The organism is Rhodococcus indonesiensis, from assembly GCF_047782815.1.
Taxonomy (GTDB): domain Bacteria; phylum Actinomycetota; class Actinomycetes; order Mycobacteriales; family Mycobacteriaceae; genus Rhodococcus; species Rhodococcus indonesiensis.
This window is the reverse complement of the sequence record NZ_CP180630.1, coordinates 2,641,646-2,653,531: the sequence shown is the minus strand read 5'-3', so window position 1 is coordinate 2,653,531 and position 11,886 is coordinate 2,641,646. Positions and strand designations below refer to the sequence as shown.

Annotated in this window: 13 protein-coding genes; 4 read left to right on the top strand and 9 right to left on the bottom strand. The window is 70.7% G+C overall.

The features are described from left to right. The first annotated feature begins 12 nt into the window (after window positions 1-12). Window positions 13-585: a TetR/AcrR family transcriptional regulator gene (locus tag ACM26Y_RS12455; RefSeq protein ID WP_416063547.1), complete on the top strand. Its 573-nt coding sequence runs from the start codon at window positions 13-15 to the stop codon at window positions 583-585. A gap of 6 nt (window positions 586-591) precedes the next feature. Here ACM26Y_RS12455 and ACM26Y_RS12450 read toward each other — a convergent pair whose 3' ends face one another. Together ACM26Y_RS12450 and ACM26Y_RS12445 are read right to left on the bottom strand one after the other, a co-directional pair. Continuing rightward, the gene (locus ACM26Y_RS12450; protein ID WP_003939500.1) at window positions 592-837 is read right to left on the bottom strand and encodes a helix-turn-helix domain-containing protein; all 246 of its coding nucleotides are present in this window, start codon (window positions 835-837) and stop codon (window positions 592-594) included. A 137-nt stretch (window positions 838-974) separates the two neighbouring features. Beyond that, a complete protein-coding gene (locus tag ACM26Y_RS12445) occupies window positions 975-2,603 on the bottom strand; it encodes an ABC-F family ATP-binding cassette domain-containing protein (RefSeq protein ID WP_003939499.1) in 1,629 nt (542 codons plus the stop codon). Window positions 2,604-2,709: 106 nt separating this feature from the next. On the opposite strand from ACM26Y_RS12445, the gene ACM26Y_RS12440 reads away from it, so the two are divergent. From ACM26Y_RS12440 to ACM26Y_RS12430, 3 genes are read left to right on the top strand one after another with little or no spacing between them, the layout of a single operon-like run. Then, window positions 2,710-3,516: an SDR family oxidoreductase gene (locus tag ACM26Y_RS12440; RefSeq protein ID WP_416063546.1), complete on the top strand. Its 807-nt coding sequence runs from the start codon at window positions 2,710-2,712 to the stop codon at window positions 3,514-3,516. A gap of 3 nt (window positions 3,517-3,519) precedes the next feature. After that, window positions 3,520-4,629 carry a lycopene cyclase family protein gene (locus ACM26Y_RS12435; RefSeq protein ID WP_416063545.1) on the top strand — a complete coding sequence of 370 codons (1,110 nt, stop codon included), beginning with the start codon at window positions 3,520-3,522 and terminating at the stop codon, window positions 4,627-4,629. Window positions 4,630-4,681: 52 nt separating this feature from the next. Further along, window positions 4,682-5,656: a Ku protein gene (locus tag ACM26Y_RS12430; RefSeq protein ID WP_040784553.1), complete on the top strand. Its 975-nt coding sequence runs from the start codon at window positions 4,682-4,684 to the stop codon at window positions 5,654-5,656. Window positions 5,657-5,706: 50 nt separating this feature from the next. On the opposite strand, the gene ACM26Y_RS12425 is transcribed toward ACM26Y_RS12430, so the two are convergent. The 7 genes from ACM26Y_RS12425 to sufB are packed head-to-tail and all read right to left on the bottom strand — an operon-like array spanning window position 5,707 to window position 11,872. Then, window positions 5,707-6,207: a MarR family winged helix-turn-helix transcriptional regulator gene (locus tag ACM26Y_RS12425; protein WP_200863218.1), complete on the bottom strand. Its 501-nt coding sequence runs from the start codon at window positions 6,205-6,207 to the stop codon at window positions 5,707-5,709. 8 nt (window positions 6,208-6,215) lie between these two features. Further along, window positions 6,216-6,599 carry a metal-sulfur cluster assembly factor gene (locus ACM26Y_RS12420; protein ID WP_003939494.1) on the bottom strand — a complete coding sequence of 128 codons (384 nt, stop codon included), beginning with the start codon at window positions 6,597-6,599 and terminating at the stop codon, window positions 6,216-6,218. Next, on the bottom strand, window positions 6,599-7,087 hold the full coding sequence (gene sufU, locus ACM26Y_RS12415; protein ID WP_003939493.1) for a Fe-S cluster assembly sulfur transfer protein SufU: 489 nt from the start codon (window positions 7,085-7,087) through the stop codon (window positions 6,599-6,601). Before sufU ends, ACM26Y_RS12420 begins: the two co-directional genes overlap by 1 nt. After that, window positions 7,087-8,340, bottom strand: a complete 1,254-nt coding sequence (locus tag ACM26Y_RS12410) for a cysteine desulfurase (protein WP_054373466.1) — start codon at window positions 8,338-8,340, stop codon at window positions 7,087-7,089. Before ACM26Y_RS12410 ends, sufU begins: the two co-directional genes overlap by 1 nt. A 14-nt stretch (window positions 8,341-8,354) precedes the next feature. Further along, the gene (gene sufC, locus ACM26Y_RS12405; RefSeq protein ID WP_003939491.1) at window positions 8,355-9,152 is read right to left on the bottom strand and encodes a Fe-S cluster assembly ATPase SufC; all 798 of its coding nucleotides are present in this window, start codon (window positions 9,150-9,152) and stop codon (window positions 8,355-8,357) included. A gap of 44 nt (window positions 9,153-9,196) precedes the next feature. After that, entirely contained in the window at window positions 9,197-10,426 is a 1,230-nt protein-coding gene (gene sufD, locus ACM26Y_RS12400) for a Fe-S cluster assembly protein SufD (RefSeq protein ID WP_416063544.1), read from the bottom strand. Further along, window positions 10,427-11,872 (bottom strand): Fe-S cluster assembly protein SufB, encoded by a 1,446-nt coding sequence (sufB, locus tag ACM26Y_RS12395; RefSeq protein WP_003939489.1) that lies wholly within the window; start codon window positions 11,870-11,872, stop codon window positions 10,427-10,429. Window positions 11,873-11,886 lie beyond the last annotated feature (14 nt).

The following is an 11,886-nucleotide window of genomic DNA, read 5'->3' as shown; positions in this document are numbered from 1 at the left end:
AGGACGTTCGCGGTGCCCAAGGTCAGTGAGGACCACCTCGCCTCGCGCCGGAGACAGATCCTCGCCGGCGCCCGCCGGTGCTTCGCCGAGTTCGGCTACGACGGCGCCACGGTGCGCCGCCTGGAGGACGCCACGGGACTGTCCCGCGGCGCGATCTTCCACCACTTCAAGGACAAGGACGGCCTCTTCCTGGCCCTGGCGCAGGAGGACGCCGCGCGGATGGCCGACGTCGCCGCCGAGCAGGGCCTGGTACAGGTGATGCGGGACATGCTCGCCTCACCCGAGCAGTTCGACTGGCTCGGCACCCGGCTCGAGATCACGCGGCGCCTGCGCACCGACCCGGACTTCGCGAAAGCCTGGACCCAGCACTCCGCGGAGCTGACCAAGGCGACGGTGGGCCGACTCGAACGGCAACGCGAGGCGGGCCGGCTACGCGACGATGTGCCGACCGAGGTCGTGCTCAGCTACCTGGACCTGGTTCTCGACGGGCTGATCGCGCGGCTCGCCTCTGGCACCGCCGACGACGAACTGGCGGCGGTGCTGGACCTGGTCGAGGAGTCCGTGCGACGCACCGCCGCCGGCTGACCCCGGTCAGGTGGCGGCGCGGGCCGCGCTGCGCCGGTTCGGTCCGCCCCGGCCGCGCAGCGCGACGTGGGACTCCACGAGCACGTTGTGCACGAACCCGTAGGACCGGCCCGTTTCCTGCGCCAGCGTCCGGATGCTCGCCCCGGCCTCGTAGCGGCGTTTCAGTTCTGCCTGAAGACGATCACGCGACTCCCCCGTGACCCGTGTGCCCTTGGTCAGTACACTCCCGGCGTGCTCGGATTTGCGTGCCATCGGATCCTCCCGTCGGATCGGCAAGGCCCCGCCTCCCAGGCTAGTGGACGGCGCGGAGCGCCGGGAGGAATCGCGCAGGTCCGGGCCGCGGCGGCCGCCCCGGGGCCGGCTCGGCACCGGACGGGGAGCCCGCGACCTCAGGCGAGCTGGATCAGTTCCAGGTACTCCTGCGACCAGTGGTCCTCGGTACCGTCCGGGAGCAGGATCACGCGCTCCGGATCGAGCGCTTCGGCGGCGCCGGGATCGTGGGTGACGAGGACGACCGCACCGGCGTAGCTGCGCAGCGCGTCGAGCACCTGTTCCCGCGAGACCGGGTCCAGGTTGTTGGTCGGCTCGTCGAGCAGCAACACGTTCGCCGCGGAGGACACCAGCCCGGCCAGCGCCAGGCGGGTCTTCTCACCACCGGACAGCGTCCCGGCGGGCTGGTCGAGCTGGGGACCGGTGAACATGAACGCCCCGAGCAGCCCCCGCAGGTCCTGCTCCCCCGCGTCCGGTGCCGCGTGCCGGATGTTCTCCCACACCGTCGCATCGTCGTCGAGGGTGTCGTGCTCCTGTGCGAAGTATCCGATCTTCAGGCCGTGTCCGGGCACCAGCCCGCCCGCGTCCGGGGTCTCGACCCCCGCGAGCAGGCGCAGCAGCGTGGTCTTGCCGGCACCGTTGAGGCCGAGCACGACGACGCGGCTGCCCCGGTCGATCGACAGGTCCACGCCGGTGAAGATCTCCAGCGAGCCGTACACCTTCGTCAGGCTCTCGGCGGTGAGCGGGGTCTTGCCGCACGGCGCCGGTTCCGGGAACCGGATCTTGGCCACCTTGTCGGCCACCCGCACCTCGTCGAGTTCGGCGAGCAGCTTGTCGGCGCGCTTGGCCATGTTCTGCGCCGCGACGGCCTTGGTGGCCTTCGCGCCGAGCTTGGCCGCCTGCTGGCGCAACGCGGACGCCTTCTTCTCGGCGTTGGCGCGTTCGCGGCGACGGCGCGCCTCGTCGGTGGCCCGCGCGTCGAGGTACTTCTTCCAGCCCATGTTGTAGATGTCGGCCTCACCACGCACCGCGTCGAGGAACCACACCTTGTTCACGACGTCGGCGAGCAGGTCCACGTCGTGGCTGATGACGACCAGTCCGCCGTCGTGGTTCTGCAGGAATCCGCGCAGCCAGGTGATCGAGTCGGCGTCGAGGTGGTTGGTGGGCTCGTCGAGCAGCAGGGTGGTGGCGGACTTGCCGGAACCGTCGGAGGCGGCGAAGAGGATGCGGGCGAGTTCGACGCGGCGGCGCTGGCCGCCCGACAGGGTGCGCAACGGCTGGCCCAGCACCCGGTCCGGCAGGCCGAGGCTGGTGCAGATGCGGGCTGCCTCCGATTCGGCCTCGTACCCGCCGAGGGCCGAGAAGCGTTCCTCGAGCGACCCGTACTTGCGCACCGCCCGGTCGCGGACGTTCTCGTCGACGGCCTCGGCCATGACGGCCTGCTGCTTCTCCATCGCACGCAGGATCTCGTCGAGGCCGCGGGCGGAGAGCACGCGGTCCTTGGCGAGCACGTCGAGGTTGCCCTCGCGCGGGTCCTGCGGCAGGTACCCCAGGTCACCGGAGCGGACGACGGCGCCCGCGTACGGTTCCCCCTCCCCCGCGAGGATGCGCAGGGTGGTGGTCTTGCCGGCGCCGTTGCGTCCGACCAACCCGATCCGGTCGCCCGGCTGCACCCGCAGCGCCGGTCCCGGCGCCGAGAGCAGCGTCCGCACGCCGGCGCGGACTTCCAGATCGGTGGCGGTGATCACGCGTGGGACTCCTCAGGGATGTTTCGGATCGGCTGTCGATGATGCCGCAGCGACAGGCGCACGAACCATTCATTTTACCGTCCGGACCGCCGACACCCGACGTGAGATGCGCTACGTTCCCGGCATGACGACTTCCCCCGAACTGCCCGCCGGCTCGGACCTGACGGGCCGCACGGCACTGGTGACCGGCGCGAGCCGTGGGATCGGCAAGGCGATCGCCGGGGTGCTGCTCGCCCGCGGCGCGAACGTGGCCCTCACCGCCCGCAAGGCCGAACCGCTCGCCGAGGCCGCCGGCGAGCTGCGGGCCCTCGGTCACCGCGGACGGGTGCTCGAGCTGCCCGGCAACGCCGGGGACGCCGAGGCCCGGGCCGAGGCGGTGCGCCGCACCGTCTCCGAACTCGGCGCCGTCGACATCCTGATCAACAACACGGGCATCAACCCCGTGTTCGGGGCGTTGATGGACGCCGACCTCGACGCCGTCCGCAAGATCTTCGACGTCAACGTCGTCGCCGCGCTGGGATTCGTGCAGCAGGCGTACCGGGCGTGGATGGGTGAGCACGGCGGGTCCGTGGTCAACATCGCGAGCGTGGCGGGCCTGCGTTCGACCGGGGTGATCGCCGCGTACGGGGCGTCGAAGGCGGCGCTGATCCGGCTGACCGAGGAGCTGGCCTGGCAGCTCGGGCCGGGTGTGCGCGTCAACGCGGTGGCGCCCGGGGTGGTGAAGACGAAGTTCGCGGCCGCACTCGTCGCCGACGGCGAGGACAGCGCTGCCGCCCGGTATCCCATGCGCCGGCTCGGCACCCCGGCCGACGTCGCCGAACTGGTCGCGTTCCTCGTCTCGGATGCGGCCGGGTGGATCACCGGGGAGACTGTGCGGGTGGACGGTGGACTGCTGGCGACGGGAGCGATGTAGCAGGTGATCGACGCGGAGGTGATCGTCGTCGGGCTCGGGCCCGCCGGGCGCGCGGTGGCGCACCGCGTCGCCGCGGCCGGCCTCGACGTGCTCGCGGTGGACCCGCGACCGGACCGGCCGTGGACGGCGACCTACGCGGCCTGGCTCGACGAGCTGCCACGATGGCTGCCCGAGTCGGTTCTCGCGGCGCGGGTGGCGGAACCGGCGGCGTGGACCACGCATCCGCACCGAATTCCGCGCCCTTACGGTGTGTTCGACACATCGGCACTGCAACGAAGTCTGGCGCTGGACTGCGTGCGGGTCTGCGCCGCGCGGGCGGACGTCGTCGAAGCCGACCATGTCGTCCTCGCGGACGGTGCGGTGCTGCGCGCGCCGGCCGTGATCGACGCGCGCGGGGTGCCTGCCCACCGCTCCCGCGCCCAGCAGACCGCCTTCGGCGTGATCGTCGACAGCGCGACCGCTGCACCCGCGCTGCAGGGGCGCGCCGCCTGGTTCATGGACTGGCGGCGCGACAACCGCACCGGCTCGGGGGATGCGCCGTCGTTCCTGTATGCGGTGCCCCTCGGGCAGGACCGGGTGTTGCTCGAGGAGACGTGTCTGGTGGGGCGGCCCGCGATCCCCCTGCCCGAGCTGCAGCGACGCCTCGAGGTCCGGCTCGCCGCGCGGGGGGTGGAGCTGAGCGGCTCGGAGCCGGTCGAGCGGGTGCGGTTCGGGGTGCAGCCGCCGCCGGGGTCGGCGCGCGGGGTGGCCCGGTTCGGTGCCCGCGGCGGTCTGATGCACCCGGGCACCGGGTATGCGGTGGCGGCGTCGCTGGCCGCTGCCGATCCCGTGGCGCACGCGCTCGCCGGAGGCCGCAAGGCCACGGCGGCGTTGTGGTCGCCGTCGGCGCGGGCGGTCGCGCAGCTGCGCGCCTCGGGGCTGCGGGTGCTGCTGAGACTGCACCCGGAACAGACCCCGGCGTTCTTCGCCGGGTTCTTCACGCTGCCGCCCGAGCGCCAGCGCTCCTACCTGTCCGGCCGCACCGACGTCGGGGGGACGGTGGCGGCGATGACCCGGATGTTCACGACGGGCTCGCCGGCCTTGCGTGGGGCCATGCTGCGTGCCCTGTGGTGACGAGTTCGCCCGGTTCCGCGCGGCGGACGCCGATCTCGATCATGATGGAACCATGCGTTCGATCTGGAAGGGTGCCATCGCGTTCGGACTGGTGAACGTCCCGGTGAAGGTCTACTCCGCCACGGAGAGCCACGACATCCGGTTCCACCAGGTGCATGCGAAGGACGGCGGCCGGATCAAGTACGACCGGGTCTGCACCGAATGCGGCGAGTCGGTGCCCTATGCCGAGATCGACAAGGCCTACGACTCCGACGAAGGCGTCCGGGTCGTGCTCACCGACGAGGACTTCGACAAACTGCCCGTCGCGGAGAAGCACGAGATCCCGGTGCTGCAGTTCGTCCCGTCCGAGCAGATCGACCCGATCCTGTTCGAGAAGTCCTACTACCTCGAGCCGGACTCGGCGTCGCCGAAGGCGTACACGCTGCTCGCCGAGACGCTCACCCAGACCGATCGCACCGCGCTCGTGCACTTCACGCTGCGCCAACGGACCCGGCTGGCGGCCCTGCGCAACCGGGACGGCGTGCTCGTGCTGCAGACCCTGCTGTGGCCGGACGAGGTGCGCTCGGTGTCGTTCCCCGTGCTCGACGACGCGGAGCCGCCGAAACAGAAGGAAATGGCGATGGCGGAGATGCTCGTCGAGTCGATGGCCGACGATTTCCGTCCGGACGAGTTCACCGACGAGTACCAGGTCGAGCTGCGGTCGCTGATCGACGACATCATCGCCCGAGGCGGCGAGAAGGTGCTGCCGGTGACCCCGGCGGGCGAACCCGCGGCCGAGGACGCCGAGGTGCTGGATCTGGTGGCTGCGCTGCAGCGCAGCGTGCACGCCGCGTCCGGAGAGAAGAAGTCGGACGAGGCTGCGCCCGCCCGGGGTTCGGCGGCGAAGAAGGCACCCGCCCGCAAGAGCGCTGCGAAGAAGACACCGGCGAAGAAGACCGCCGCGAAGTCCAGCGGCAAGTCGACCGCGAAGAAGACGGCGGCAACCAAGTCCACCGCGAAGAAGTCCACCGCCCGCAAGCGGGCCTGAGGCCCCGGCCCGGCACCGGCCGGGGCCTCAGGCGTCGGGCGGGGACGACCTCAGTCCAGCCCGTCGCGGAGGCGGCGCAGCAGAGCCGTGAGCTGCTCGACGTCGGCGGGATCCCAGGTGGACAGGCGACGGCGCCACCGTGCTGTCTGTTCCTGCTGCAGCGCGGACAAGCGGTCCCGGCCGTCGACGGTGAGCGCGACGAGCCGTGCGCGTGCGTCGTGCGGGTCCGTCGTCCGCTCGACCAGCCCGAGCCGCACGGCGGCGTCGATGCGCCGCGTCAACGTCGACTTCTCGATCGCAAGATCACGGAGCAAGTCCGACATCGCCACCGCGTCCGCGCGGCCGAGCAGCACCAGCAGCGGGTAGCACGCCGGATCCAGCTGGGGGTGGACGGCGCGGGCGCGCACCCCCAGCTGGTCCCGGCCGCGGCGCATCAGCGCCATGAACTCGTGTTCGAGGGCGGTGATCGGATCCACGGAGCCGGCGGCTCCCGACTCTGCGGAGCCGGCGGCTCCCGAGTCCGGGGGCACCTGGGGGACGTGCCGGGTCACCGACCCGGTCAGACGGTGAAGCCGAGCGCGCGCAGCTGCTCGCGACCGTCGTCGGTGATCTTGTCCGGCCCCCACGGCGGCATCCACACCCAGTTGATGCGCAGCTCGTCGCACAGGCCGCTGCGGACGAGGGCGTTGCGGGACTGGTCCTCGATGACATCGGTGAGCGGGCAGGCCGCCGAGGTGAGCGTCATGTCGATGGTGACGGCCTCGTCGTCCTCGGAGATGCCGTAGACCAGGCCCAGGTCGACGACGTTGATCCCGAGTTCGGGGTCGACGACGTCGCGCATCGCCTCCTCGAGCTCGTCGTACCGCTCGGGGTCGAGGGCGGGGGACGCGTCCGGGGCGGCGGCGGTGGCGGTGTCGTCCGCCGGGGTCACGGGTTCGGTCATCAGTTCTGTCCTCCACTGGCTACGGGTGCGGTCCGGTGAGTGCTGTCGGTGCCGTCGGTGATCTGCACGACGGCGTCCTTGAACGCCATCCAGCCCAGCAGCGCGCACTTCACGCGCGCCGGGTACTTCGAGACCCCGGCGAAGGCGATGCCGTCGCCGAGCACGTCCTCGTCACCCTCGACGGTTCCGCGGCTGCCGACCATCTCCGCGAACGCGTCGACGGTGGCCAGGGCGCGGTCGAGCGGGAGCCCGATCACCTGGTCGGTGAGCACCGAGGTCGACGCCTGACTGATCGAGCAACCCTGCCCGTCGTAGGAGATGTCCTCGACGGTGCCGTCGTCGGCGAGCTGCACCCGCAACGTCACCTCGTCGCCGCACGTGGGGTTGACGTGGTGCACCTGCGCTCCGTAGGGCTCGCGCAGGCCCCGGTGATGCGGGTGCTTGTAGTGGTCCAGGATGACCTCCTGGTACATCTGTTCCATCCGCATCAGCGTGCTCCGAAGAAGTCCTGGGCGCGGCGGATCGCCGCACCGAGCGCGGCCACCTCGTCGAGCGTGTTGTACACGGCGAAGGAGGCCCGGGCGGTCGCCGCGATCCCGAAGCGGCGGTGCAGCGGCCACGCGCAGTGGTGCCCGACGCGGATCTCCACGCCCTCGTCGTCGAGGATCTGTCCGAGGTCGTGCGCGTGGATGCCGTCGACGACGAACGAGACGGCACCGCCGCGCTGCTCGGCCGTGGTGGGGCCGACGATCCGCACGCCGTCGATGCCGGCGAGTTCGGCCAGGGCCGCCGCGGTGAGCTCGTGCTCGTGTGCGGCGACGGCGTCCATGCCGATCTGCTGCAGATACCGCACCGCGGCGCCGAGTCCGACGGCCTGCGACGACATCGGCGAGCCCGCCTCGAAGCGCTGCGGCGGCGGCGCGAACGTCGAGGCCTCCATGGTGACGGTCTCGATCATCGAGCCACCGGTGATGAACGGTGGCACGTCGGCGAGCAGCTCGCGGCGGCCGTAGAGGACGCCGACGCCGGACGGGCCGAACATCTTGTGCCCCGAGAAAGCCGCGAAGTCGACCCCGAGCGCATGGAAGTCCACGCCCATGTGCGGCACCGACTGGCAGGCGTCGAGCACGACGACCGCGCCGACGGACTTCGCGCGCCGCACCAGCTCCTCGACCGGGGCCACGGCCCCGGTGACGTTGGACTGGTGGGTGAAGGCGACGACCTTGACCCGGTCGGTGAGTTCGAGGGAATCGGGATCGATGCGGCCGTCGTCGGTCACGCCGAACCAGCGCAGCGTTGCCCCGGTGCGGCGGGCGAGTTCCTGCCACGGCACCAGGTTGGCGTGGTGTTCGAGTTCGGTGACGACGATCTCGTCGCCGGGACCGACCCGCCGGGGGAACCGGGCGTCGGCGAAGGCATAGGCGACGAGGTTGAGCGACTCGGTGGCGTTCTTGGTGAACACCAGCTCGTCCGCGTCCGCGCCGACGAAGTCGGCGATGACGGCGCGGGCGCCCTCGTAGGCGTCGGTGGCTTCCTCGGACAGCTCGTGCGCTCCCCGGTGCACGGCCGCGTTGCAGGTGGTCAGGAACGCGCGTTCGGCGTCGAGGACCTGCGTCGGGCGCTGCGAGGTGGCCCCGGAGTCGAGGTAGACCAGGGGTTTCCCGTCGCGCACCGTGCGCCCGAGGATCGGGAAGTCGGCCCGGATCCGGGCGACGTCCACCGTGGGCACCTGCACCGTCATCGGCTCACCGTTCCTTACTTGTCGGCACCCGCGGCCGCGGCGGCCTGGGTGAAGCGCACGTAACCGTTCGTCTCGAGTTCCTCGGCGAGCTCGGGGCCGCCGGACTCGACGACACGGCCACCGACGAACACGTGCACGAACTGCGGCTTGATGTAGCGCAGGATGCGGGTGTAGTGGGTGATCAGCAGCACGCCGCCGTGCTCGCGTTCCTGGTAGCGGTTGACGCCCTCGGACACCACGCGCAGGGCGTCGACGTCGAGGCCGGAGTCGGTCTCGTCGAGGATGGCGATCTTCGGCGCGAGCAGGCCCAGCTGCAGGATCTCGTGGCGCTTCTTCTCGCCGCCGGAGAAGCCCTCGTTGACGGAGCGGTCACCGAACGCCGGGTCGATGTCGAGTTCGGTCATCGCCGACTTGACCTCCTTGACCCAGTGGCGCAGCTTCGGGGCCTCGCCGCGGACCGCGGTCGCGGCGGTGCGCAGGAAGTTCGACATGGACACGCCCGGGACCTCGACGGGGTACTGCATGGCCAGGAACAGGCCGGCGCGGGCCCGCTCGTCCACGCTCATCGCGAGGACGTCCTCACCGTTGAGGGTGATCGATCCCGAGGTGACCTCGTACTTGGGGTGGCCGGCGATGGCGTAGGACAGGGTGGACTTGCCCGAGCCGTTGGGGCCCATGATGGCGTGCGTCTCCCCGGACCGGACGGTGAGGTTCACGCCCTTGAGGATGTTGATCGGCTCGGCGTTGTCGTCGGTCTGGGCGACGCGGACGTGCAGGTCCTTGATCTCGAGGACGTTCTGCTCGGTGGACATGTCGGTAACGGTTCCTTCGCGAATATGGGGAGAACGGGTGGGGGTCAGGCGCCGACGGCGGCGAGTTCGGCCTCGATGGCGGCCTCGAGCCGCTCCCGGACGGCGGGCACGGTGATCTTCTCGACGAGTTCGTGGAAGAATCCGCGGACCACGAGCCGGCGGGCCTGCTCCTCGGAGATGCCGCGGGCACGCAGGTAGAACAGCTGCTCGTCGTCGAACCGGCCGGTGGCGCTGGCGTGGCCGGCACCGACGATCTCACCGGTCTCGATCTCGAGGTTGGGCACCGAGTCGGCGCGGGCACCGTCGGTGAGCACCAGGTTGCGGTTGAGTTCGAAGGTGTCGGTGCCTTCGGCCTCGGCGCGGATGAGCACGTCCCCGATCCACACGGTGTGCGCGTCCGGCTTGCCGGAGCCGGGATCGCCCTGCAGCGCCCCCTTGTACACGACGTTGGACTTGCAGTGCGGCTGCGCATGGTCCACGAGCAGGCGCTGCTCGAGGTGCTGGCCGGCGTCGGCGAAGTACAGGCCGAGCATCTCGGCGTCGCCGCCGGGCGCGTCGTACCGGACCGTCGGGGACACGCGCACGAGGTCACCGCCGAGGCCGACGGTGAAGTGCCGCAGCACGGCGTCGCGGCCGAGGCGGGCGTGGTGGGCCGCGACGTGGACCGCGTCGTCGGCCCAGTCCTGGATGGCGACGATGTTCAGGCGCGAGCTGTCGCCGAGGACGAACTCGACGTTCTCGGCGTAGGTCCCGGACCCGCGCTGGTCGAGGACGACGGTGACCGACGCGAACGGCTCGAGCCGCAGTTGCAGGTGCCCGAACGCGACCTTGCCCTCGCCGGGGCCGGTGACGGTGATCGTGACGGGCTCGGGAACCTCGACCTCGCGGCCGACCGTGACGACGGTGGCGGTGGTGAAGCCCGAGTAGGCCTGGGCGGCGACCCGGTCGGCGGGCACGCCGCCCTCGCCGAGGCGGGCGTCGTCGCGGCCGACGGTCTCGACCTGCACGCCGTCCGCGGAGGTGACCTCGACGGTGGCGGCGGCGTCGGCGACAGCGGTGCCGTCGTGCAGGCCCCGCAGACGGCGCAGCGGGGTGAATCGCCACGCCTCGTCGCGGCCGGAGGGGATCTCGAAGGCATTCACGTCGTACGACGTGAAGACCTCGCCCTTGTTGACGGCCGGCCCGCCGGCCTTCTCCGAGCGCGCGGCTCCCTGCACCCCGGTGGCGACGACCGGCGAACCGGTGGCGGGGGTGTTCTTCGCTTCCGCAGTCATTTAGCCGACTGCCCCTTCCATCTGCAGTTCGATCAGGCGGTTGAGCTCGAGTGCGTACTCCATCGGCAGTTCCTTGGCGATGGGCTCGACGAAGCCGCGCACCACCATCGCCATGGCCTCGTCCTCGGTGAGGCCTCGGCTCATCAGGTAGAACAGCTGATCGTCGGAGACCTTGGAGACGGTCGCCTCGTGCCCCATCGTCACGTCGTCCTCACGGATGTCGACGTACGGGTAGGTGTCCGAGCGGGAGATCTGATCGACGAGCAGCGCATCGCACTTGACGGTCGACTTCGATCCGTGCGCGCCCTTGTTGACCTGCACCAGACCGCGGTAGGAGGCGCGTCCGCCGCCGCGGGCCACCGACTTCGACACGATGGTCGAGGAGGTGTGCGGCGCCAGGTGCAGCATCTTCGCGCCGGTGTCCTGGTGCTGACCCTCGCCGGCGAACGCCACGGAGAGCACCTCGCCGCGCGCGTGCTCGCCCATCATCCACACGGCCGGGTACTTCATGGTGACCTTGGACCCGATGTTGCCGTCGATCCACTCCATCGAGCCACCGGCCTCGACCTTGGTGCGCTTGGTGACGAGGTTGTAGACGTTGTTCGACCAGTTCTGGATGGTTGTGTAGCGGCAGTGCCCGCCCTTCTTGACGATGATCTCCACCACCGCCGAGTGCAGCGAGTCCGACTTGTAGATCGGGGCGGTGCAACCCTCGACGTAGTGCACGGAGGCGCCCTCGTCGACGATGATCAGGGTCCGCTCGAACTGGCCCATGTTCTCGGTGTTGATCCGGAAGTAGGCCTGCAGCGGGATGTCGACGTGCACACCCGGCGGGACGTAGATGAACGAGCCGCCCGACCACACGGCGGTGTTCAGCGCCGAGAACTTGTTGTCGCCGGCCGGGATGACGGATCCGAAGTACTCGCGGAAGATCTCCGGGTGCTCGCGCAGGCCGGTGTCGGTGTCGAGGAAGATCACGCCCTGGGACTCGAGGTCCTCACGGATCTGGTGGTAGACGACCTCGGACTCGTACTGGGCGGCGACACCGGCGACGAGGCGCTGCTTCTCGGCCTCGGGGATGCCGAGCTTGTCGTAGGTGTTCTTGATGTCCTCGGGCAGCTCTTCCCAGCTCGTGGCCTGCTTCTCGGTGGAGCGCACGAAGTACTTGATGTTGTCGAAGTCGATGCCCTCGAGGTTCGAGCCCCACACCGGCATCGGCTTCTTCTCGAAGGTGCGCAGCGCCTTGAGGCGGATGTCGAGCATCCACTCGGGCTCGTTCTTCTTCGCGGAGATGTCGCGCACGACCGCCTCGGACAGCCCTCGCTGGGCCGTGGCGCCGGCCGCGTCGGGATCCGACCAGCCGTAGCCGTAGTGACCGAGGGACGCGATGGTCTCCTCCTGTGTCAGCGGCGCGCCGGCCGACGCCTGATCCGATGTGACGGTCATGTGAGCTCCTTCCG